The sequence below is a fragment of the Pseudogemmobacter sp. TB195 genome, from assembly GCF_058313095.1.
Window position 1 is genome coordinate 115,545 of sequence record NZ_JBZEGG010000015.1, and the last position, 23,825, is coordinate 139,369.

Here is a 23,825-nt window from a genome sequence, read left to right on the forward strand (position 1 = left end):
TCAGTCTTCAACGGTCAGGCCCTTGCAGGCGGCTTGTGTCAGCAAAATACCGAATGACAAGGGGTTAATTGTTTCCTTTTTCGGGAAGCACTGTTCTTCCTGAGGTTGTTTTATCAGGCAAATCACAACCAGGAACCCCTGGATACGGGCGATTTTCAAGAGATGTCCACCAGAGCAGGGAAATCGGGGGCATTCCGATGGCAACAGGTGCTGCCCGGCCAGGGTCCTTGCCCTCATCTTGATTGACATACCTGCCCAATATCAATCATACATACTTTCGTAGCGTCATGCTAACCCCTACGATGCCGTAATCAACCAAGGGTGTGATGAGATGATCATTTTTATACTCGCTCTCGCGGTGCTTACGGAAATTCTTGTGGCAGGGGTTGTTTTTGCTTTGGGCGGGGGCTGGTTGCTCGCCCTCTTCATCGCCCAGGGGGCGGGATGTGCTGCGGTTCTGGGGGCCGCACTAGTCGGAAGTGGGCTGCGGCACATCCATGAGACAGCGGGCGCAGAAAGCGCCGCCTGATCCAACAAACGTAACAAACCAATCTAGGACGAAGAACGATGGGACCCATTCGCATCAACGCCGACAAGCCCACTGACTTCCGGGTGACCGCCCGGCAGGACCAGGTACAGAAGTTCGTCCGCGAGGGCGACAACCTGGTTGTTCGGCTGGTGGACGGCAAAAGCATCATTATCACTGACTTCTTCGTCAAGGGACCGGATGGCGAAGTGAGCCGCCTGCTCTATGAAGATGGCACGTTCAGCGGTGTTGATGGAAATTCGCAGACCGTCGAAGAAGCTGTTGATGGCATCGGCACGGCCATGACCAATGAGGAAATGATTGCTCTTGGTGCCGCCGGCCTGGCTGGCATCGGGATCCTCGCCTCATCGGGCAGCAGCGATGCCGCGCCTGGCGACGGCGATGGCGACGGCGATGGCGACGGCGATGGCGATGGCGACGGCGATGGCGATGGCGACGGCGATGGCGATGGCGATGGCGACGGCGATGGCGATGGCGACGGCGATGGCGATGGCGATGGCGATGGCGATGGCGATGGCGATGGCGATGGCGACGGCGATGGCGACGGCGATGGCGACGGCGATGGCGATGGCGATGGCGATGGCGATGGCGATGGCGATGGCGACGGCGATGGCGATGGCGACGGCGATGGCGATGGCGACGGCGATGGCGATGGCGACGGCGATGGCGACGGCGACGGCGATGGCGACGGCGATGGCGACGGCGACGGCGATGGCGATGGCGATGGCGATGGCGACGGCGACGGCGATGGCGACGGCGATGGCGACGGCGATGGCGACGGCGATGGCGATGGCGACGGCGATGGCGACGGCGATGGCGACGGCGATGGCGACGGCGATGGCGACGGCGACGGCGACGGCGATGGCGATGGCGACGGCGACGGCGATGGCGATGGCGACGGCGACGGCGAACACAACTCCGTTCTCGGCGAAGTTCTCGAAGGCGTCAGCACAATCGCTCCAGCCCTGCTGAACGGCATCAGCGACGCTCTGACCAATCTCGGCAATGCGGATGTCAGCGCCACGGTCAATGGTCTGCTTGACACCGTGGCAACCGTTTTGGGTGGTGAGAATGGCCTGCTCGACACTGCCGGAGACGCGGTGGGTGAGCTGGTCTCCAGCGTCGAAGCCGGGCTGGCGGCTCTGCTTGAGGGGCTTGAAAGCGGCACGCCTCTGGCCGGTGCAGGCAACCTGCTGGCAGCCCTGGTCGAGGGCATCCTGGGCGGTGATCCGGCAAGCGGCGAAGCCGGCGGCCTGATCCCGCATCTGGAAGGCGGCACTGCGGTGGCAGCTGCGGCTCTGGCAGCTGGTCTTGCCGAAGCTCTGGGTGCTTTGGACAGCCTCGACGTTGCCGGAGCGCTCGGCGCGGTCCTCACCGCGGTTGATGCGGCCCTGTTGCAGGAAGGCGCCCTGGTTGGTGAGGCCCTGGAAGGGGTGCAGGATCTGCTTGAGAACCTGCTCGGCGGCCTTGACGGCGCAGTCACGGATCTGACCAGCGGCGATGTGCTTGGTGCGGTCTCGACCCTGGTCGACGGTCTGCTCGCAGGCGTCCTCGGGGGCGGTGAAGGCGGCGGCGGCGGATTGCTGACCGGCTTGCTCGACGGCCTTCTGGGCGATCTGTTGGGGGATGACGGTCTGCTGGGTGGCCTGCTTGGCGGTATCGTTGGCGGCAATGGTGGCCTGCTCGGCGGCCTCATCGGAGAGAACGGCCTGCTTGGTGGTCTCCTGGGCGGTGAAGGCGGTCTGTTGGGTGGTCTCCTCGGCGGCGACGGCGGTCTGCTGGGCGGTCTTCTCGGTGGCGAGGGTGGCGGTCTCCTTGACGCAGTTCTCGGCGATGACGGTCTTCTCGGTGGCCTGCTCGGCAGTGACGGCGGCCTGCTGGGTGGTCTGCTCGGAGATAACGGCCTGCTTGGCGGTCTTCTGGGCGGCGGTGGCCTCCTCGGCGGGCTGTTGGGTGGCGCAAGCGGCGGTCTGCTGGACGGCATCCTTGGAGACCACGGCCTGGTCGGCGGTCTCCTCGGGGGCGAAGGCGATCTCCTGGGTGGCCTCCTGGATCCGGTCCTTGGTGACAATGGCCTGCTGGGCGGTCTCCTCGGCGGTGAAGGTGATCTCCTCGGTGGTCTTCTGGATCCGGTCCTTGGCGACAATGGCCTGCTTGGCGGTCTCCTCGGCGGTGAAGGTGATCTCCTCGGCGGGCTTCTGGAGCCGGTCCTTGGTGACAATGGCCTGATTGGCGGTCTCCTCGGTGGCGACGGTGATCTCCTCGGCGGGCTTCTGGAGCCGGTCCTTGGTGACAATGGCCTGATTGGCGGTCTCCTCGGCGGCGACGGTGATCTCCTCGGCGGGCTTCTGGAGCCGGTTCTTGGTGACAATGGCCTGGTCGGCGGTCTCCTCGGTGGCGACGGTGATCTCCTCGGCGGCCTTCTGGAGCCGATCCTCGGTGACAACGGCCTCGTTGGTGGTCTGCTGGGCGACGATGGCCTGGTTGGCGGCTTGCTGGGAGATAATGGTCTGGTTGGCGGCCTTGTCGGCGGCCTGCTGGGTGGGAATGGTGGCCTTCTGGGCGGTCTCTTCGGGGGTAGCAGCACCCTCCTGGAAGATGACAGCCACGCAGGCGCCCTGCTCTCGTAACCGGGAGCACCCTCAGGAGCGGAACAACCCCCCGTTTCTGATACTGAGCTGCCGCACCCCCATGCGGCAGCTCATTTTATTTGTAGCCGGCGGGATTTTGTCGGAAGACTTCTGACGCAGAAGGCACAGAATACGACGACACAGAATACAGGGACCGTTCTCGTGACAGAAATGATGCAGGCCAGCGCGACGGTGTCTGACCTCCAGGTCCTCGACAGTTTCCATGGCAGGGATACCTTTGGCCTTGTTCCAGGCGCGCCGGTCTGGCTGGCCTGGCGTTGCGCGGGACGTCAGATAGCAGCCGGTTGGTATGAGGCCGAGGATCTGGCGGCCGCCATCACTCTGGCGCGGGCCGATCTGCCGGAGTTGCCGCATCCGGATACGCTCGAGATCTGCGTGACGCGTGACTGGCAGCATGTCACACCGGAGGCGCTGGCCACGGCCTTTCCGAACAGCCTGCGCGGGCTTGTCGGTATGGAGATCCTGTCAGGCGGCAAGCTGACACGGGTCGCGCCAACCCGTGCGATTGCCACAAACCGCGCGCCGTTTCGCGAGATTGAACGGCTTGCGAAACTGAAACGCATCACGCCCGAGGCCTATGCGCAGGCCGCCCGGATCCGCCGTTTCAGCGCCGATCAGTTCCTGCTGCTTATTCCCGAAGACAGATGCATCAGGCTCTGGCGCGGCGGGCAGATTCAGCCGGCGGAAACAGTCGATGCGCCTCTGTTGCAGCAGACGATTGACGGGCTGATCGGATGGATGCGGCAAAATCTGCACCCCGATGGCCGGATGACCTATAAATACTGGCCGAGCCGGGGCGCCGAGTCGAAAGCGGATAATACCATACGCCAGTTCATGGCCACCGTGGCGCTCGGCCGGATTGCGATGCGCAGCGGATCGGCTGCGGATGCCACCGGCGCGCAGGCCAGCCTGGCCTATAACCTCGACCGGTTTTACGCGGAAGAAGATGGTCTCGGCATGATCATTTTCGAAGGCAAGGCAAAGCTCGGGGCCATGGCGCTGGCGGCACTGGCGATCCTTGAGTTTCGCGAGGCCGGTCTCATCGAGCCGGCGGGGTATGAGGTGCCCTTTGCCGCCCTTTGCGCCGGGCTTTTTCATCTCTGGCAGGAGGATGGCGCCTTTCGCACCTTCCTGAAGCCGCCGGATCGCAACGACAATCAGAATTTCTACCCGGGCGAGGCGCTGCTGTTTCTGGCGACGCTGCATCGCAAGAACCGCGATCCGGATCTGGCCCGCCGCTGTATGGCCAGTTTCCGCTATTATCGCGACTGGCATCTGGCGGATCCGAACCCGGCCTTCGTTCCCTGGCACAGCCAGGCCTGTGTCATGCTCTGGGAAGATCTCGGTGCATCGGAGCTGGCGGAGTTCGTGTTCAGTCGGAATGACTGGATCTTGCAGATGCAGCAATGGGGCGGTCGGCTGCATCCGGATTTTCAGGGGCGGTTCTACAATCCGGACCGCCCGGATTTCGGGCCGCCGCATGCCTCCTCGACCGGGGTCTATATGGAAGGGCTTGCCGACGCCTGGCGCCTGGCGCAGCGCCTCGGCGACAGCGCGCGCGCAGCGCGTTACGCGACAGCCTTGCGGCGCGGCTTGCGCGCGATCCGGCAGCTCCAGTTCCGCGACAGGAGGGTTGACGGGTTCTACATCAGCCGGCCCGAGGCGGTCATGGGAGGATTGCGCACCGAGGCCTATAACAACGAAATCCGGGTGGATAATGTTCAGCATTGCCTGATGGCGCTGCTCAAACTTGACAGAGATGCAGATTTCAACTGGTCAGGCGGGGTCTGATCTTGGGGGCGCCCGGGTTAAATCCTCTATAGATCAGAGGGTTGAGACCTGGAGACGAAGCTTGCGCTGTTCCATCTGCATGGCCTTGCGCAGCAGCCTCGGCTGAAGATCATCCGGAGCGCCCCCGCCGAACTTGCGGCAGGTCTCGTGAAACTCAACCTGGCTCTCCGGATCCGTCAGGTCGTGCTCTTCCGGCGGCCGGGGGGGCGAGCCCGATATACGCCTGGTACGGCTACGGCGGCGCCAGCGAATGAGGGTCAGCAGATAGAGACAGGTTACGATCCCCTGAATCAGCAGAACCTGATCGAAGCCGGTCAGAAAACAGATAGCAGCGATTACCGCGCCCGCGAGCCACATCAGAGGAAAAATCGCCATTGACCGGGTGTCCCTGCAACAGATCCTGTCATAGAATAGCAAAAGAGTACTAATATATACTATAGTTTGTCAAATGATCTTTGGCGCAGATCTGTCCGGCCGCCAGGGCTTCGGCTACAGAGGCCTTCGCCGCAGTTCTTCGCGCTGAACCTTCTGCCCGCGATGCGTGCTATCTGCGCTGCTGCCCTGTGGCAGTGGCCAAGCCATGGCCGGGTGGCCCCATACAGGCCTTCGCGTTTCTCGGGGGGCGAAGTCTGGCCGCAGTGACGAAGACCGCCGCCTGGGGGCGGAAATCCTGCACTATGAGGCGCGCGAGGGTCTCTCTGGTAACCCGGAAAGGGGCGCACCATTATAGTGCTTAACTCTGTTGCTCAGATTGGTTACGGGTCTGCCTTTGTGCGGGTTTCCGCCGTGGGCACCGGTCTGGCGGGGCAGAAGCACATGCAAAACCCTGTTTATGCGCTAACAGCGTTCAACAGGATCAGAAATCTCTTGCGGGGCGCAGTTCAGGAAGCCCTGCAACCGGATGAGGAACGGGCACAGCATGGCGCTGAATGACGGGTCGGGGTCGGGGGCAGCAGCATCGCCGCGCCGGGGTAAGGTCTACATCTGGCTGGGGGCGTTCGTGATTGCTGCTGGCGCCGGCCTGTTCTTTCTGCGCCCGTCGGCCGAGGTCACAGCTGCGCAGGAAGCGTCAGCGGAGACGCCTGCCGCTCTGGTGATGCAGCTTCTGCCCTCCGAGCTTTATGATGTGAGGACCGGTACGCTCAGCGATACGGTGCAGGTCACCGGGTCGCTGGTCCCCGCACGTGCGCTTTCCATCCCGGCCGAAGTCTCCGGGCGGATCGACACGGTGAAGTTCCGCGTCGGCGACCAGGTTGCGGAAGGGGCCGAACTCGCGACGATTGACGTGGAAACGCTGCGCAACCGGCTCGAGCAAAGCCGTGCCACCGCCGAGGCGACCCGCGCCCAGCTGGTGCTGGCCGAGGCGCAGCTGCAACGCACCACCGATCTGGTGCGGCGGGGTGTGTCCTCGACCTCTGCGCTTGAGACCGAAGCGGCCAATCTCAGCCAGATCGAGGCGAATTACACCGCCCTGATGCGTCAGGTCGAGACCGCGGAAGATGACCTCTCCAAGGCAAAGATCACGGCCCCTTTCGCGGGTGTGATCTCGGCCCGTTCCGTTGATCCCGGCACCTATGTCACCCTTGGCACCGAGCTTCTGGGGCTGGTCGACATGACAGCGCTGGATCTGGAGGGCGGCGTGCCAGCGGTGCATGCGCCACGGCTGCGCATCGGGCAGCGGGTCGATCTGGTGGTTGACGGTCTTGCAGATCATCATTTCGAAGGCGTCATCGACCGGATCGCCCCTGTCGCCGTCTCAGGCACGCGCGTGCTGCCGGTCTTCGCGCGGATCGAGAATGCCGATGGGCTGCTGAAAGGCGGCATGTTCGCCTCCGGCACGCTGGTGCTCGAGGAAGCGACTGACGGGATCGGCATTCCCGCTGACGCGCTTCGCGAAGATGAGGCGGGCACCTATGTCCTGAAAATCACCGGCGACAAAGCGAGCCGCCAGGCGGTTGAAGTGGGCCGCAGCTGGAACCGGGGGCGCGTGGTCGAGATATCTGCGGGTCTCAGCCCCGGCGATACGATCGTGGCCTTGAATATGGAGCGGTTGCAGGCCGGCGCAACGGTCTCGCTGGTGGGGCGCTGAGCGATGTTTCTGACCCGCATCGCCGTCCGCCAGCCTGTCTTTGCCACCATGATCATGGTGGCGATCTGTGTGATTGGCATCTTTTCCTACAGCCGCCTGCCGATTGACGAACTTCCGGAAGTTGACTTCCCGGTCGTGGCTGTTGTGACCTCGTATCCAGGGGCGACCCCCGAGGCGGTGGAAAAAGACATTATCGAGCCGATCGAGGACTCTGTCTCGACGCTTTCCGGGATCGACACCATCACCTCGACCGCGCAGACCGGGTCGGCGATGGTGCTGATCATGTTCGATCTGGAGGTCGACAGCGCCAGTGCCGCCCAGGATGTGAGGGACCGCGTCTCGCAGATCGCGGCGAGCCTGCCCGACACCGCGACCGACCCGCGCATCCTGCGCTTTGACCCGTCCGAGATGCCGATCCTGTCGATCGGCCTTTCCTCGCAGACGCTGAGTGCAGGCACGCTGACCACGATTGCGGAAGATGAGATTTCGACCCGCATCTCGAATATCAGGGGCGTGGGCCAGGCGACCGTGGTAGGCGGGCTCCCGAATGAAGTGCAGATCCGCCTTGATCCTTTGCGCCAGACCGCGCTGGCGGTGGGCGCCGTGCAGGTGACCTCAGTTCTGCGCGATGCCAATGTTGATCTGCCGGCGGGATCGGTTACCGATGCGTCCACCAGCCAGTCGGTCCAGGTCGAAGGGCGGATCCCCGATCTTGCGGGGTTCGAGGATCTGATCATCGGCCAGCGCGGCGGCTTCCCGATCCGGCTTGGTGATCTGGCGATGGTTGGCACCGATCTGGCCGAGGCCGAGAGCCTTGCCATGATCGACGGACGCCGCGCGATCACCATCGATGTGCTGAAGACGCAAGGCACGAACACCGTGGCCGTGGCCGAGGCCGTGCGCAAAGATATCGCTGCGATGCAGGCCGACCCGGCATATGAAGGGATCGAAATCGCCCTGATCCGAGACAATGCGGTGCCGGTGGAACAAAGCTTCGCCGCCGTGCAGAGCATGCTGATCGAGGGCGCGATCCTTGCCACGGTGATCGTGTTCCTGTTCCTGAATTCCTGGCGTTCGACCGTGATCACCGGGCTGACGCTGCCGATTTCGATCATCGGCACCATGGCAGCAGTCTATTTCATGGGGTTCACCCTCAATATGATGACGATGATGGCGCTGTCTTTGTCCATCGGCATCCTGATCGATGACGCGATTGTCGTGCGCGAAAACATCATGCGCCATCTGCATATGGGCAAAAGCCACGAACAGGCGGCGCTCGATGGCACCAGCGAGATCGGCCTTGCGGTGCTTGCGACCACGCTCTCGATCGTCGCGGTCTTCCTGCCAGTGGCGTTCATGGAGGGCATTCTGGGCCGCTTCTTCCTGCAATTCGGGGTGACGGTCTCGGTTGCGGTGATGATCTCGATGTTCGTCTCTTTCACGCTCGATCCGATGATGTCGGCGGTCTGGTATGATCCGGCATCGGAGCCTGGTGCAAAACGCGGCCCCATTGGCCGCGCTGTGGCCCGGTTTGACATCTGGTTCGAAGGGTTGATCGGGAAATATCGCGGCGTGCTGGCCTGGGCGCTGGCCTGGCGCAAGACCACGCTTTCGGTGGCGGGGCTGACCTTTATCGGCGGGCTGATGCTGTTTCCCTTTATCGGTGCGGAATTCGCACCCCCTTCGGACAATTCCGAGGTGCAGGTCGAGATGGAACTGCCCATCGGCACGCCGCTTTTGCGCACCGAGGCCAAGATCGCCCAGGTCGATGCGGTTTTGCGGCAATTCCCCGAGGTGATCGGCACCTATGCAACCGTTGGCTCCAGCGGGGCAGCCGGGCAGAACCAGGCGACGATCACCGCGCGCCTCTCGGCCCCCACCACGCGCGAGCGTGATCCGACGGCCCTGGCAGCGCCCATGCGTGCGGCGCTGGAACAGATCCCCGGCGCGCGGTTCCGGGTCGGCGCGGGCGGCGGCATGGGCGGTGGCGTGAGCGCTCCGGTCGAAGTGAAGCTGTTCGGCCCCGATCTGAATGTTCTCAAACGTCTCGCGGATGAGCTGGCCGAAAAATTTGAAGAGGTGCCGGGGCTTGTCGATGTGCGCACCTCGCTTGATGAGCCACAGCCCACGCTGGGGATCCAGGTCCATCGTGAGGCGGCCTCGGATCTGGGTGTCACGCTGTTGCAGGTCGGTCAGGCCCTGTCGCCGATGATCGCGGGCGAGACCGTCTCGGAATGGACCGCGCCGAATGGCGACAGCTATGATGTGGTCGTGCGGCTGCCATCCGAGTATCGCGAGGATATCACCAGCCTCAGCAGCCTGCCGATCACCGCGACAGCGGATGGCAGCGGTATCGTCCGGCTCGATCAGATCGCAACGGTCGAACCCTCGCAAAGCGCAGGCGAGATTACCCGCGAGGATGGGAGCCGCTCGGTCAGTGTCACGGCGGGGCTTGATGGCATCGACATTCTGACTGCATCCACCGGCATTCAGGCGGCGCAGGATGCGCTTGATCTGCCGCCGGGCTACCGGATCGGCACCGGTGGCGATGCCGAAAGCATTATGGAATCGGCGGTCTCGGCGCTGGTGGCGCTTTTGCTCGCCATCATCTTCATCTACCTCGTGCTCGCCTCGCAATTCGGCAGTTTCCTGCAGCCGATTGCCATCATGTCCTCACTGCCGCTGGCGTTGGTGGGGGTGATGCTGGGTCTGCTGATCGGCGGCAGCACGCTGAACATTTTCTCGGTGATCGGGTTCATCATGCTGATGGGGCTGGTGGTGAAGAACGCAATCCTGCTCGTCGACAACGCCAATCACCACCGCCGCGACGGGATGGAAGTGCGCGAGGCGCTGATCGAGGCAGGCGCCACCCGCTTCCGGCCTATCGTGATGACCACGCTTGCGATGATCTTCGGAATGATCCCGCTTGCGGTGAACTTGCATGGCGGCACCTCGCAGAATGCGCCCATGGCCCATGCGGTGATCGGGGGGCTGATCTCGTCTTCGATCCTCACGCTGGTCGTGGTGCCGGTGCTGCTGACCTATATCGATGGCTTCCAGCGTCTGATCCGCCCCTGGCTGCCGCGCGCGCCTGACAGTCATGTGGCCTGATCGCGGCCCGGAAGCCATTTGAAGTGCCCGCCACATGATGCAACGGCCCCAAAAAACCATGACCCAGGTCAGATTGCAAAGAGAAGGGGCCCGGTTGAGCGACACGGATCCTATGTGCATGGCCGGCAAAAGAAAGCCTGAACGGTGAGCGATGAAGCGAGCCCTCCCCATCGCTCAGCCTGTCCGAAAGGCCGATTAGAGCAGCGGTCATTGACAAGCTTAAGTCGATGCGAAAGTATACGGCGTATACTTCGAGGGAAATCTATGGTTACGGGACATGTCTTCATTGCTGCAAGCCTGGATGGCTTTATTGCTACTCGTGAGGGTGATGTAAGCTGGCTGACCCCGAATGGGGCCGAAAGTGAAGATCACGGCTACAGCGCCTTCTATGCCAGCATTGATGGTATCATCATGGGACGCGGGACATGGGCAGTGGTATCGCGCTTTGACCCCTGGCCGTTCGACAAGCCAGTCATTGTTCTGTCCGGGTCTCTGACGCAGGACGAGGTTCCGGATATGTTGCGCAGCGGCGTGCGTATCTGGGATATGCCCCCGCGCGAGGCGATGAAAAAGCTTGCCGCCGAGGGGTGGAAAAAAGCTTATATCGATGGTGGGAAACTCATCCAGTCGTGCCTTGCCGAGGATCTGATCCAGGACATCATTCTGACCCGCGTACCAGTTTTGCTTGGCGCCGGTTTGCCGCTTTTCGGGGATCTTCCAGGCATGAAAGCACTGAAGCACTTGCACAGCAAAAGCTTCGCTTCCGGGCTGGTCCAGTCGCATTACCAGATTGGCTCGTGATTATAAGGGATTGAACATGAAGGGCCGGCTGTCCTCCTCAAAGATTGTTGAAGCCGCGCGGGCCAGTATTGAAACTCATGGCGCGAGTTCTTTCAGCATCAGGACGCTCGCAAGCGCTTTAGAAGTAAGTCCGATGGCGCTTTATCGGCACACAGGGGATCGCTCGCGCCTCCTGGGGCTTGTCGTCGATCTGGTGCTGAGTGAGCACGTCAACAGGCTGGAGGCAAACCAGGAAGAAGTATCATTTCAGACCCTTGCGCGTTCATACGGAGCCCTGGTGATGCGCAATCCACAGGTTTTCATCGCATATATAGGCGATCAGAATGCCAAAAGTGCTGAAGCGGAACGCCTGTCAGATCGAATGGTCGCAATACTGATCGAAGAAGGGCAAAACGCCCAGGATGCCAGGATCATGCGCGATATCGTCATTGACCACGCACACGGATACCTTCTGGCGACAACGGCACATAAAAACCAGGCGGCTGTTGATGACCTCTTTGAAGGCTATGATCTGGCAAGCGGCTTCCTGATCACACGGCTGACACAGGCGCCTTTGAATGATCGCCGAGGGCTCAGACTTTATGACCTGCTACCGGTTTAGTGGACAGCAGGGCGAGTTAGCATAGCGCTGGCTTTGAACTCCATTGGGCTGAGCTAGCCCAGTTTCGAGTGACGCCGACGCAGGTTGCGGAAGTTCTCCATCGCGGAATTATCCCGCCCAACCCATCATCAGAGTCCAGATCGGCCATCTGGGTCAGATCCGCGCGGTGTTGCCTGACCTGAAATGCTGGGCACGGCGCAGGCCGCGCCGCGCTGTCACCAGACACATATGCAGGTTTTAACAGGCATCACCTGGCAGAGGCTACTGTCTGCGACACCGGTTCTGTTCCAGGATCAATCGCTCGAGGCAGGCCTGGATTTCGCGGCGCGCATCAGGTGCGACACGCAGGCCGAGTTTGCTTCGACGCCAGATGACATCGTCAAGTGTCGTGGCAAATTCATGCTCAACCATCCAGCGCAGTTCAGCCTCATGCAGGCCGCCCCCGAGATCGGTGCCCGGCCCCTTTTCCATTATCGCCCCGGCCTCGGTGCCATAGGCCCGGATCAGTCTTCGGGCAGTGGCGGGTGTAAGCTGCGGATGCCGCCGGGTCAGGGCCTGTGCCATGGCACCCGCCTTTTGCGGGTCGAAATCTCCACCCGGCAGCGGCGCCCTGGCAGTCCAGGCGGCCTTGCAGCTGGTGAATAGGGGCGCGATCAGATCGACCGCAGCCTCGGAGAGCTTTCGATAGGTGGTGATCTTGCCGCCCAGAACCGTGAGCAGAGGCGCCCGGTCATTCTGTTCCAGGTCCAGCGAATAGTCCCGGGTGGCGGATCGGGCGTCACCCGCACCATCATCCAGCAGCGGCCGCAGCCCGGCATAACGCCTGACCACATCCGAGGGCAGGACCGGCTTTTCGAAACAACGGCTGACAAAATCGCACAGATAGCGGACCTCTTCATCCGAGCAGTCCACCTGATCAGGCGAGCCTCGGTGATCGACATCCGTCGTGCCGATCAGCGTGAAATCCTCATGATAGGGAATGGCAAAGACGATGCGGCCGTCAGGGCCCTGCAGGATATAGGCGCGGTCATGGCCGAAGATGCGGGGCACCACGATATGGCTGCCGCGCACAAGCCGCAGCCCGCGCTCGGACCTCGGAGACAGTTTTGCGCTGATCCCGGCGACCCAGGGGCCGGCGGCATTGACGACCAGCCGCGCGCGCAGTGTTTCCGGCCCTTTCGGCCCCAGAATATCGACCTCCCAGAAATTGGCCTGACGCCTTGCGGCGACGACCTCGCTGCGGGTCCGGATGTCCGCGCCCAGCCTTTGGGCATCTCGCGCATTCAGCACGACCAGCCGGGCATCATCGACCGCGGCATCCGAATATTCCCATCCCTTCCGGAACGCGCCGTTCAGCGCCTGACCCGCCTCATCCTTGCGCAGATTGAGCCGGCGGGTCGGTGGCAGGATTTTGCGCCCGCCCATATGGTCATAGAGGAAAAGGCCCAGTCGTATCACAAAGGCGGGGCGACGATCCCTGAGCCATGGCATGAACCGGCCCAGCAAACGCGACGCTGGCGTGCCCCCCTCGAACCGCATCGACGGGTGAAAGGGCAGGACGAAGCGCATCGGCCGCGCGATATGGGGCATGGCCGCCAGCAGGGTCTCCCTTTCGCGCAAGGCTTCGCGCACGAGACGGAATTCGAAATATTCCAGATAGCGAAGCCCACCATGGAACAGCTTGGTCGAGCGCGACGACGTGCCTTCAGCGAGATCGTTCTTTTCGCAAAGGATAACCTTCAGGCCACGTCCCGCAGCGTCCCGCGCGATGCCGCAGCCGTTCACACCACCGCCCACAATCAACATATCCGCTATCGGCTTCGTCATCTGTCATCCTGTTTTCTGCTTCGCCCGTCTGATGTCGACGAGATTGCCTTGCGGGCGGTCTGTATTGGTCTCGGCCGGTGCCGATTGCGCAGTGTCGGCGGCACTGCGCGCCATGGTCATGAAGGCATCGATCGACCCGATCGACCGGCGCTCTTTCAGGCAGGCGGCATAGGAATGGGTCACCGGCTTTTCTCCGGCGAGCGGCAGGCTCACCAGCCGCGGATCGCTGTCGAATTCGGTGCGCGAAATAATCCCGATGCCCAGACCGGCAGCGGTGGCCTCGATCATGGAATCCCGCGCAAGTTCCATAACCACCGAGGGCCGGACATTGCGCTTTTCGAGAATACCCTCAAAGGCACGCCGGGTCATGGAGCCGCTTTCGCGCCAGATCATGCGCACCCCGTCCAGCTCTTCGACCATGATCTTCTGCCGCTGTGCCCAGGGATGCGCGACCGGCAGCAGCAGCATGACCTCATGTTCGCCCAGAGCCACATCATCAAGCCGGGGATCAGCGTAATCGCGTCCGAGGATCGCAACATCCACCTTGTAGTCGATCAGCTTACGGTAAATCCGGTCCGAGCTGCCGCTTTCCAGCGTGACATGGACCAGCGGGAACCTGTCACTGTAGCCCGCCAGCAGCTTCATCACGAAAAACGGGCCCACAGTCCCGATATGCAGCCTTCCGGCGATCTCGGGCCGGCTGGTCAGCAGCGCATGGGCCCGTTGTTCCAGCGCAAAGATCTGGCGGGCGATCAGCATCAGTGCATCGCCCTCTGTCGTCAGTTCGACCCCTGAAGGGGTGCGCAGGAAAAGCTGCCTGCCATAGGTCTCTTCAAGCGATTTCACCTGGGTGGTGACCGTCGGCTGCCCGATGCACAGCAGATCCGCCGCTTTGGTGAAGCTCAGTTCGCGCCCCACCGCAAAGAAAGAGCGCAGCTGGTTGAAGTTGATGTAATTCAGACGTTCCCTTGTAAGCATAGTCCTGTTCCTCCCTGGCCTGCCGGTGTTCCGGTCAGCTCGATGACTGCAGCCATGATCGACGAGTAAGGGCGACGAATCTCAAGGGGAATCGTGTAGTGATTGAGGCCGGGCAGCTCACGACAGGAACAATCATGGCCGGCTTGCACCATGCGGGCGGTGTGGCTGAAGGTCTGACCCCGGAACCCTGCGGTTTCATCCGCTCCGACGATCATCTGAACCCTGGCGGATGGCAGCGGCAGCCGCGCGGGGCTCAGGCTCCGGACATCCTCGGTGGTCAGCTTCAGTGCGCTGTCGAGGCTGGTGCCACGCAAGGGATCAAGATCACAGATCGGGCTGATGGCGACCACACCACGCAAGGGAACAGATTGCGGTGAAAGCGCGGTCATCAGTGCCAGATGTGCCCCCGCAGAATGACCTGCGGCGATCCAGCCCGAGGGGGCAAGGCCAGCCGCAGTTGCGGCCTCTGTGGCGGCTTTCACGGCGATACTGGCTGCGGAAACAATTGCGCTCAGCGAAGCCTCTGGCGCCAATGGATAGCCGGGCAGGGCGACATTGAATCCGGCGCGGACCAGGGGGTCTGCAACAAAGGCAAAGCGTTCGCGCGAGAGAGACTGCCAGTACCCGCCATGAAAAAAGACCACCAGCGGCGCCCCCGGCTGGCCGGGAAAAAGGTCGAGCGCCTCACACGGATGGTCACCATAGTGCAGGCCGCGCTGTATTTTCAGCGTCGCATAGGCCCGCTCGCTTTCGCTGTCCATCCGGGCATAGACCTCGCCGCGCTCGGGATGGCGGTCACGAAACACCCAGTCCGCTTCATCTTCGCGTGCCATGGCTCAGACCAGGCTGACGACAGAGCGCACCGACGCCCCGACGCGCATCAGATCAAACCCCTCATTGATCCGGGCGAGGGGCATCCGGTGGGTGATCTGTCCTTTCAGGTCGATCTCACCCGCCATATAGCGGTCGATCAGCGCGCCCAGCCCGCTCCGGCCTTTGATGCCGCCGAAATAGCTGCCCAGCAGCGATTTGCCGTAACGCACCTGGACCGGCGGTACGGAAAGGGTGGAGCCGGGCGGCTCTACCCCGAGAAGCACCGCCTTGCCCCAGGCCGGCACCGCCGCATCGAGGGCCTGGCGCATGACAGAAAGCACACCGGTGCATTCAAACGCCACGTCGACGCCGCCCTGGGTCAGGTCGCGGATCTCGGTGACCGTGTCGCGGCCACCCGGCTCCGGGCGGATGAAATGGGTCATGCCATAGCTCTGGGCGAGGGGGGTCTTGCTGGCGGACAGGTCGATGCCGATGATCTGGCTGGCGCCGGCGATCCGTGCGCCCTGAATGATATTAATGCCGATACCGCCCAGCCCGAAAACCGCAACACGGTCTCCATGCCGCACCTCAGACAGCGCGGCCCCGACACCCGTGGTGACGCCGCAGCCGAACAGGCAGACCTCATTGAGGGGGGCATCCTGACGGATCCGGCACAGGGCGATTTCCGGCACGACCGTATAACGCGAGAAGGTCGAGGTGCCCATGAAATGGTGGATGACCTCACCATCGCGGCTGAAGCGCGCGCTGCCCTCGGGCATCACGCCACGATCGCGGGTGGGTTTGATCGTCCAGCACAGATTGGTGCGCTCTGACCGGCACATGGCGCAGTCACCGCATTCAGGCCCGTAAAGCGGGATGACATGGTCGCCAGGCTTCAGCCCGGTGACGCCCGGGCCGGTTTCCACCACCCGGCCCGCGCCTTCATGGCCGGGGATCAGCGGATAGACCGCTGTGGCATTCGCGCCTGCAAGCGCAGTCAGATCGGTATGGCAGAGGCCGGTATAGTCGATCTCGACCAGAACCTCGCCTGCGCGGGGCGGGGCGACCATGACTTCGGCAATCTCCAGCGGGCGGCCCGCCGCAGTGCAAATCGCTGCGGATGAACGGATCATCTTTGCGTCTCCGTAAAGAACTGGAAGGGATCAGATGCGCCGGAAACCAAGCGCAGAGAGGGTGTCGGCGGCAATTCTGCCATCCCGGCGAAAGGCCTCGCGGGCGGCGCGCATGACCTTGGGGGCATTGACGAAAACCGCCTGATGCAGGCAATTGTCGCGCATGAGAAAGGCCCCATAGCCGGGGCGGAAGGCCTCACCCGACTGCCAGAGCTCGCCATCTGCGACCGGCTGCCCGATAAACTGGATGCGCTGGCCCAGCTGCTCGGTCCAGAAAGACGGTGCGCCCGGGGGCGGGGGCGGGGGCGCATCAAGGATAGCAGCGGCGGCGGCAATGGCGCTGTCTTCGGCATTGCGCCAGGATTCCAGCCTGATGCCGGCCGTTTCCGCCGTGCCGGAGCGCCGGCGGGCAACATCGCCGATTGCGAAGATCTGCGGGTCAGAGCTGCGGCCAGCCGCGTCGGTCAGGATCCCGTCGGCAAGATCAAGCCCCGCCTCCCGGGCCAGCGTGTCACGCGGTGTGCCGCCCATGCCCAGAACAACGGTTTTTGCCGAGATATGGCTGCCATTCTCCAGGCTCAGCCGGACGCCGTCGCCCTCTGCTGCGACGGCAGTCACCCCGGTCCCGAGATGCAGGCGTGAGCCCTCTGCCTTATGCAAGGCGGCGATCCGGCGGCCAAGAGCCTCTGGCAGCGCACGCATCAGCGGCAGGGGTGCCTTTTCGATGATATCGACGGCGCAGCCCAGCTGACGGGCGGACGAGGCCACCTCCAGCCCGATAAAACCTGCCCCGATCAGCGCGACACTGCCCGCGCCGGTTTCCTGGCCCAGACGGGCACGCAATGCGCGCGCCTCGTCCAGTTTGTGCAGGCAGAGCACACGGTCTTCCATTCCGTCAAACAGGGCCAGCCGGCGTGGGGCCAGACCGGTGGCGAGGACGAGGATATCATAGGCCTCGTCGCTGCCATCCTCCAGCCGCACCCGCCCCGCATTGCGGTCAATCGCGACCGCCTGACGCAAAGGGCGGAACTCCACGCCCCCAATATCAGGCAGAATAGAGGGCAGCGCTGGTTCCACCGGCTCGGTCAGCATCGATTTCGAGAGCCAGGGCCGCTCATAGGGCGGATGTGCCTCTTCGCCGATCAGCACGATCTGACCCCGGTGCCCCAGAGATTTCAGCTGCGCGATCAGCCGCCCGGCCGCATGGCCGGACCCGATGACGACAATTCTGGCAGTTGCGGCAATCCGGCCCGCATCCATGCTCATCGTGCTTGCCTTTTCTCGCGCTGAAGGCGCAGCACCTCGGCCAGGATCTCGCGATGGACCTGGATATAGCCCCGGCTGACATGTTTCAGATGCGGCTGCACATGGTCATGCAACTGGCCAAGCGCATGGAACGGGACCGAGGATGCCAGGTGATGTTCGGCATGGAAGGGCATGTTCCAGTAGAGCTTGCGGAAGATCGGATTGGCCAGCGTGGTGCGGGTATTTGCCAGCAAGTCCGGGCTTTCCTCGGCGCCGGTATGTTCGGCCATGCGGATGGCGCGCAGAACGGGCTCACCCAGAAAGCGCGGGATCAGCCAGTAGGTCAGCGCAATCATGCTGCCGTAATAGACCGAGGCCGCGGCAATCGTGATGTAAAGCAGAACATCCAGCCGGATTTCCAGCGAAACACGGCCGCGCACGCTTTCGGGCAGGAAGCTTTTCTCTTCCTCATTATAGCGCCCGGTCGCGCCGCGCCACAAAGTGCCCAGCAGTTTCGGCCAGAAAGACGCGCCCAGTACCAGACGGAAATACTCGCGCAGCGAAGTGGGGAAAGGCACGATATCGGGGTCGAGATCATCATGCTGCGTATAGGTGTGATGCGCGGCATGGCGGTATTTGAAATAAAGGAAGGGCCTGAGCGTCGCCGTCGCGATGGCGATGCCGACGAGGTAGTTCAGCCAGCGCGATCTGAAGGCCGTGCCATGCGAACATTCATGCAGAGGCGCAAAAGTCAGCACGATGATCGTGCCGTAAAGCACCATGGCCGGGATCTGCAACCAGAGATTGCCCGAGGCCAGCCAGACCAGAAAACCGGTTACCGCCAGCGCCGAGATATGCACCGCAAGATTGACCAGTCCCGGCCCATTGCTGCGTGCCCGCAACTCTTTGAGTTTGCTGCGCGAAATCATTTCCGCGCCAGTGAGCGGCCAGACATTGCTGCCGATCCCGCCAATGCCAGCATAGCTGGCAGAGCCGTTTCCATCCATTCGAGAATCCTCCTCTCAGACTAAGCCTCTGTCAGGCTACAGGTCCGGCTTTCAGGCGTTAAATTCATGTTCTGCATGAGGTTATTGCTTTCACCCCGAACGGGCATCTGCCCGGCATGTTTCACGAGAAGAAGCAGGCCGTGATCCGTTCCACATCAAAGGCATCGCGGGTGAATTCGCCGGTGATGCGACCGCGGCTCATCACAATAATGCGGTCGCAGACCTGCATCATTTCCTGCAACTCGGTTGTCATGACCAGCAGCCCGCGCCCGTCTTCGGCCAGGCTGCGCAGGGCACCCCAGATCTCACTTTTCGCGCCAATATCGACACCGCGCGTGGGATCTTCGGCGATCACCACGCGGCCGGGCTTCGTCATCCATTTCGCGATGACGATCTTTTGCTGATTGCCGCCCGAAAGCTGCCCCGCGCGCTGACCCGGTCCGCTGGCGCGGATGCCAAGACGGCGCATCAGATCAAGGCTCATCCGTCGCGCCGCACTGCGCCGGATCAGGCCGAGCCGCGACAGGCGGTCAAGTTCGGTCATGGTGATATTCTCGCCGACCGACATGCCCAGGACGAGCCCCTGTTCCTTGCGGTCCGCCGGCATATAGGCCACGCCCGCCCGGATCGCCGCCATAGGCGAGGTGAGGCGGGGGCTGTTGCCGTCAATGCGGATCGCCCCGCTTTGCAACGGCACAGTGCCGAAAATCGCCTGGGCCAGTTCCTCGCGGTGGCAGCCCAGAAGTCCCGCGACCCCGACGATTTCGCCGGCATGGACCCGCAATGAGACATCTTTCAGCCTGCCGCGTGTTACGGCGCGCTCGACCTCCAGCACCGGGGCGCCGATCGGTCGCGCTGACCAGGCGAACCCGTCACCCGCGCGGTTGGTGCCAACCATGTATGAGACGATCCCTTCTTCGGTCATACCGTTCAGGTCACGGGTGACGACATGACGCCCGTCGCGCAGCACGGTCATGCGGTCGGCAAGCTCCAGCACCTCGTTCAGACGATGCGAGACATAGATGATGCCCAGCCCGCGATCTCTGAGGCGGCGCACCACCCCAAGCAGGCGCTGCACCTGGTCGTCATCCAGAGAGGCGGTTGGTTCATCCAGCACGATGATGCGCGGATCGCTGGCCAGCGCCTTGCAGATTTCGACGATCTGCTGTTCGGCCAGTCCCAGAGTGCCCAGGATACAGTCCGGATCCAGATCCAGTCCGACCATGGCCAGCAATTCGCGGGTGCGGTCCCGGGTTGCGGCGCGGTCGATCCTGCCGCCGCCCCGCCGGATTTCACGGCCCAGCCAGATATTCTGAGCCACGCTCAGATTGCCGCACAGCACCAGCTCCTGGTGAACCATAGCCAGCCGTGCCGCAATCGCGGCCGCAGGGCGCGCGAACTGCACCTCGCGGCCTGCGATCAGGATCTTGCCCTCATCCGGGCGCAACAACCCGTTCATACATGAGAGCAGTGTCGATTTGCCTGCGCCGTTCTCGCCAAGCAGCGCATGGACCTCGCCCGCCCGCAGATCAAGGCTGACATCATGGAGCGCACGCACGCCGGGAAAGGACTTGCCGATCCCGCGCAGTTCCAGCAAGGGCGCAGACATATCCATGCTCAGCCCTCCAGCCGTTCCATGAGGCCGCGATGGCGGTCCATGGTCGGGCGCAGGTTCTGGTACACCTCCTGCCAGATCGAGAAGAACTCCATATAGCGTTCATGGGCGGCGGGGTCGGGGTCGATGGTCTCGCGGATGCGGACGATATCGGCGAGGGGCGTGACCGGATCGGGGTAGATCCCGGCGGCAACCGCTGCCAGAACCGCATCGCCTACGGGCGCAGCCTCGCCGATATCCGGCACCTGCAGCGGGCGGTTGACCACATTGGCGGTGATCTGGTTCCAGAACCGGCTTTTGGTCGGGCCGCCGTTCAGCACCAGCGTGTCGATCTCGGCCCCGGCCTCGGTGGCGATGCGGAAGTTCGACAGCAGATCAAAGGCCACACCCTCGATCAGGGCACGGATCATATCGGCGCGGCCGGTGGTCGGACGCACACCGAAGAAAACGCCTGTCGCATTGCTGTTCCAGTTCGGGGCAAGCGAATTGCCCAGATAGGGCAGATACAAAAGCCCGTTCGCGCCGGGCGGCACATGCCGGGCCTGGGCGGTAAAGAGGTCGAAGACATTCTCGCCCATCCGCTCGGCCAGCTGCCATTCACTGTCGCCCCACTGATCGCGGAACCATTTCAGCGAGGCGCCGGTAAAGGCCATCGGCGCATCGAACATCGTCAGCCCCGGCAGCACATGCGGCCATTTCAGGACGCGGAATTCATCCAGTCGCTGTTCGGTCGGAATGATGACCCCGAGGTTTGATCCGGTCCCCATCGAATAGAAGGCCTGACCGGGCCGCGTCACCCCGACCCCAAGCGCCGCAGAGCTGATATCGGTGCCGCCCGCCGCGACCGGGGTTCCCGCCCGCAGACCGGTTTCCTCGGCGGCGCGGCGCGTCACTTCGCCGACCACCTCATGGCTTTGGTAAAGACGGGGCAGTTTCTCGATCGGAATGCCGATCGCCTCGGCGGCTTTGGCATTCCAGGCGGCTTTCTGATATTCATAGGCATAGCAGAGACCCGCATCGCCTGTGTTCATGGTAAAGGCGCCCGACATGCGGAAGGTGCAATAGCCCGAGGGCGAGAGGAATTTATGCGTGGCCGCAAAGATATGCGGCTCATGTTTCGCCATCCAAAGCGCTTTTGGGTCGATGAACCAGGGCGCCACGCGATTGCCGTTGATACGGTTGATCTCGCTTTCGCCCACGCGGCGGCGGATGTCGTCGCATTCGGCCTCTGACCGGCTGTCCATCCAGATCATCGCCGGGCGCAGTGGCTGGCCCTTGTCATTCACGGGCAGGGTGACGCCAACCAGACCCGAGATCGCGACCCCTGCGATCCGGTCTGCGAAATTTCCCTGTTCCAGGCATTGCCGGATCGCCGAGACTACAGCCGACCAGTAATTATCGGCCTCCTGCTCGGCCCAGCCCGGGCGCGGGTGAAAAAGCGGATGTTCCTGTGAGCCGAAAGCGACGATCTTGCCGCTCTGGGTGTCAAGCATGGATGCCTTGACATTGGTCGTGCCGATATCGACGCCAAGCGTCAGATGTCCGTTCATTGCTGTCTCCTCCCGTTATCTCCGCCGCTCAGGACGGTTTTGCCTTGTTCAGCACCCGCGTCAGGATCACGGTTGCGATCAGGGCTATGCCAATGGCAAGGTTCTGATACCATGTCGCGATCCCCCAGATCGCGAGCAGATTGAGCCCCGCCGAAAATGTCACCGCCGAGAGCAGGACATTCGGGATCGACCCGGTGCCGCCCGCGAGGCTGATCCCGCCGATGACGGCGATGGTGATGGCGATCAGCTCATAGCCCTGCGCCAGGGCCGGCTCGACCGACATCAGCCGGGCAGTGAACAGCACACCCGCCAGTGCCGCGCAAAATCCGCTGATCACAAAGGCCACAATCACGATCAGACCGGTATTGATGCCGCTGTAACGCGCGGCTTTTTCATTGCCGCCTATGGCCATCAGCCTGCGGCCGAAAACCGTTCCGCTGAGGGTCAGATGCAGCAGAACCGCCATGGCAAGGAACAGAATGAAGCCCACCGGCAGGCCAAAGAACACGGCCTCGCCCAGCCAACGCATCAGCCCTTCAGAGTAATAGACCGGCGCGCCATTGGTGATCAGATAGCTGACGCCGCGCAGCGCGGTCATGGTGATCAGGGTGAAGATGAAAGAGGTGATCTTCAGCCCGACGGAGCCAAGCCCGTTCAGCAGCCCGAGCAGCGCCCCGCTTGCCAAGCAAAGACCGATGGCCAGCGCTTCCGGACCGGCAAATGTATTGCCGCGCACCATCCAGCGAAATCCGAGATATCGCCCGGCTTCGGTTGTCAGCAGCACACCTGCAATCACCGAAAAGACCATGACCGAGGCAATCGACAGATCGATCCGCCCGGTCAGCAGCACCACCGAAAAACCGGTGGCCAGCAGCCCGACCACTGCGGCATTGCGCAGGACATTGGCGATATTATTGCCGCTGAGGAAGACCGGGCTGGTCATCAGGCCCAGGGCCAGGATCAGCACCAGCAGCCACAAAAGCGGGTTGCCGATCAGCTGTGGTATGATCGCAGGCCCCCTGTGGCGGGGCGTTGTTGCAATGCTCATCGCACATCAATCCTTTTGCTGAATCCGGGGGCCACGACCGCAAGGATCACCAGCCCGGTCACCACCTGCTGCATGTAGAAACTGACCCCGGCCTGGTTCAGCAGATTGTTGATGCAGCCGATGATCAGCGTGGCAAGAACCGCCCCCCGGACCGAGCCGACACCGCCGGAAAGTGCTGCTCCGCCAAGGACCGCGACCGCCAGAACCTTCAGCTCCAGCCCCACAAAACCGGCAGGGTTGATATAACCCAGACGCGCGCTTTCGATCAGGCCGACCAGCGCTGCCGCAAGGCCTGACAAGGCGAAAACCGTCAGCCGGACTTTCCAGGTCTGAACACCGGACAGTTCCGCGGCCCGTGCATTGCCGCCGGTGGCATAAAGCCTGCGCCCGAAGCTGGCCGATCCGGTCAGTACGAGTGCGACAGCCGCCGCCAGCAGGAAGAGGGCAACCGGCACCGGCAGACCGGCGAGCGCGCCGCGTCCGAACCAGAGGAATTCCGGCATCGCATTCGGGTAGCTTGCCTGCCCGCGTGAGATGATATTTGCCAGCGCGCTGGCGATCCCCATAGTGGCCAGGGTCACGATCAGTGAGGACAGCCGCAGCGCGGCCACGAGGATCCCGTTGATCAGTCCGAGGACGAGCCCGGTCAGCAGAACCGCCCCGATCACCATGACCGGAGAGCCCCCCGGCAGCAGGACGCCGCCGATCACGGTCGAAAGCACCGCAATCCCCGCGACAGAAAGGTCAATTTCGCCGGTGATGATCACCATGGTCATGCCAAGGGCCAGGATCCCGACCCCGGCAACCGAGGTCAGGATCACCATTGCATTGCCGGGGCTGGCAAATCCGGGAAACAGCAGCGCGCCAGTCACCAGCAGCGCGATCAGCACGAAAAGGCGGCTCAGGTCACCGCCACCGCTCCCGAAGGCCCGGGCAAGACGGGGCCCGGCCCGCATAAAAACTGCGGGGCTGTGAGTTTTCTGAATGTCAGACAAGGGAAGGCTCCGTTGGCAAGGGC

18 protein-coding genes and 1 pseudogene are annotated in these 23,825 nt (G+C 62.8%); 6 read left to right on the forward strand and 13 right to left on the reverse strand.

Translation table 11 applies throughout. The annotated features are described in order from the left end of the window. Nucleotides 1-159, reverse strand: a complete 159-nt coding sequence (locus AC4FS3_RS16290) for a hypothetical protein (RefSeq protein WP_491021431.1) — start codon at nt 157-159, stop codon at nt 1-3. A gap of 408 nt (nt 160-567) precedes the next feature. On the opposite strand from AC4FS3_RS16290, the pseudogene AC4FS3_RS16295 reads away from it, so the two are divergent. Then, a pseudogene (locus tag AC4FS3_RS16295) lies at nt 568-750 on the forward strand (BapA prefix-like domain-containing protein); the annotation flags it as partial. A 141-nt stretch (nt 751-891) separates the two neighbouring features. Here the strand turns inward: AC4FS3_RS16295 and AC4FS3_RS16300 are convergent. Next, nucleotides 892-3,156 carry a hypothetical protein gene (locus AC4FS3_RS16300; protein WP_491021458.1) on the reverse strand — a complete coding sequence of 755 codons (2,265 nt, stop codon included), beginning with the start codon at nt 3,154-3,156 and terminating at the stop codon, nt 892-894. A gap of 183 nt (nt 3,157-3,339) precedes the next feature. Here AC4FS3_RS16300 and AC4FS3_RS16305 point away from each other — a divergent pair, with 183 nt between their 5' ends. Beyond that, a complete protein-coding gene (locus AC4FS3_RS16305; RefSeq protein ID WP_491021432.1) occupies nt 3,340-4,989 on the forward strand; it encodes a hypothetical protein in 1,650 nt (549 codons plus the stop codon). A 33-nt stretch (nt 4,990-5,022) separates the two neighbouring features. Here the strand turns inward: AC4FS3_RS16305 and AC4FS3_RS16310 are convergent, their stop codons facing one another. Beyond that, nucleotides 5,023-5,346, reverse strand: coding sequence for a hypothetical protein (locus AC4FS3_RS16310; RefSeq protein WP_283179163.1), 324 nt, complete (start codon nt 5,344-5,346; stop codon nt 5,023-5,025). A gap of 562 nt (nt 5,347-5,908) precedes the next feature. Here AC4FS3_RS16310 and AC4FS3_RS16315 point away from each other — a divergent pair. From AC4FS3_RS16315 to AC4FS3_RS16330, 4 genes are all read left to right on the forward strand, one after another. Further along, nucleotides 5,909-7,078 carry an efflux RND transporter periplasmic adaptor subunit gene (locus AC4FS3_RS16315; protein WP_491021433.1) on the forward strand — a complete coding sequence of 390 codons (1,170 nt, stop codon included), beginning with the start codon at nt 5,909-5,911 and terminating at the stop codon, nt 7,076-7,078. A 3-nt stretch (nt 7,079-7,081) separates the two neighbouring features. Then, nucleotides 7,082-10,189 (forward strand): efflux RND transporter permease subunit, encoded by a 3,108-nt coding sequence (locus tag AC4FS3_RS16320; protein ID WP_491021434.1) that lies wholly within the window; start codon nt 7,082-7,084, stop codon nt 10,187-10,189. A 264-nt stretch (nt 10,190-10,453) separates the two neighbouring features. Next, nucleotides 10,454-10,990, forward strand: coding sequence for a dihydrofolate reductase family protein (locus tag AC4FS3_RS16325; protein WP_491021435.1), 537 nt, complete (start codon nt 10,454-10,456; stop codon nt 10,988-10,990). A gap of 16 nt (nt 10,991-11,006) precedes the next feature. Further along, nucleotides 11,007-11,591, forward strand: coding sequence for a TetR/AcrR family transcriptional regulator (locus tag AC4FS3_RS16330; RefSeq protein ID WP_491021436.1), 585 nt, complete (start codon nt 11,007-11,009; stop codon nt 11,589-11,591). 261 nt (nt 11,592-11,852) lie between these two features. On the opposite strand, the gene glpD is transcribed toward AC4FS3_RS16330, so the two are convergent. The 10 genes from glpD to AC4FS3_RS16380 form a co-directional block, all read right to left on the reverse strand. Continuing rightward, nucleotides 11,853-13,418, reverse strand: coding sequence for a glycerol-3-phosphate dehydrogenase (glpD, locus tag AC4FS3_RS16335; protein WP_491021437.1), 1,566 nt, complete (start codon nt 13,416-13,418; stop codon nt 11,853-11,855). A gap of 3 nt (nt 13,419-13,421) precedes the next feature. Next, nucleotides 13,422-14,396, reverse strand: a complete 975-nt coding sequence (locus tag AC4FS3_RS16340) for a LysR substrate-binding domain-containing protein (RefSeq protein ID WP_491021438.1) — start codon at nt 14,394-14,396, stop codon at nt 13,422-13,424. Further along, on the reverse strand, nt 14,375-15,229 hold the full coding sequence (locus tag AC4FS3_RS16345) for an alpha/beta hydrolase (protein WP_491021439.1): 855 nt from the start codon (nt 15,227-15,229) through the stop codon (nt 14,375-14,377). Before AC4FS3_RS16345 ends, AC4FS3_RS16340 begins: the two co-directional genes overlap by 22 nt. A 3-nt stretch (nt 15,230-15,232) precedes the next feature. Next, complete coding sequence (locus AC4FS3_RS16350; protein WP_491021457.1) at nt 15,233-16,339, reverse strand: alcohol dehydrogenase catalytic domain-containing protein; 1,107 nt, start codon at nt 16,337-16,339, stop codon at nt 15,233-15,235. 33 nt (nt 16,340-16,372) lie between these two features. After that, nucleotides 16,373-17,608, reverse strand: coding sequence for an NAD(P)/FAD-dependent oxidoreductase (locus AC4FS3_RS16355; protein WP_491021440.1), 1,236 nt, complete (start codon nt 17,606-17,608; stop codon nt 16,373-16,375). Further along, entirely contained in the window at nt 17,605-18,594 is a 990-nt protein-coding gene (locus AC4FS3_RS16360; protein WP_092903036.1) for a fatty acid desaturase, read from the reverse strand. The genes AC4FS3_RS16355 and AC4FS3_RS16360 overlap by 4 nt, the downstream gene beginning before the upstream one ends. A 121-nt stretch (nt 18,595-18,715) precedes the next feature. Continuing rightward, entirely contained in the window at nt 18,716-20,209 is a 1,494-nt protein-coding gene (locus tag AC4FS3_RS16365) for a sugar ABC transporter ATP-binding protein (RefSeq protein ID WP_491021441.1), read from the reverse strand. Between the two features lie 2 nt (nt 20,210-20,211). Beyond that, entirely contained in the window at nt 20,212-21,759 is a 1,548-nt protein-coding gene (locus AC4FS3_RS16370; protein WP_491021442.1) for a xylulokinase, read from the reverse strand. A gap of 28 nt (nt 21,760-21,787) precedes the next feature. Then, entirely contained in the window at nt 21,788-22,807 is a 1,020-nt protein-coding gene (locus AC4FS3_RS16375; protein ID WP_491021443.1) for an ABC transporter permease, read from the reverse strand. Then, nucleotides 22,804-23,763: an ABC transporter permease gene (locus AC4FS3_RS16380; RefSeq protein WP_491021444.1), complete on the reverse strand. Its 960-nt coding sequence runs from the start codon at nt 23,761-23,763 to the stop codon at nt 22,804-22,806. Before AC4FS3_RS16380 ends, AC4FS3_RS16375 begins: the two co-directional genes overlap by 4 nt. Nucleotides 23,764-23,825: the final 62 nt, after the last annotated feature.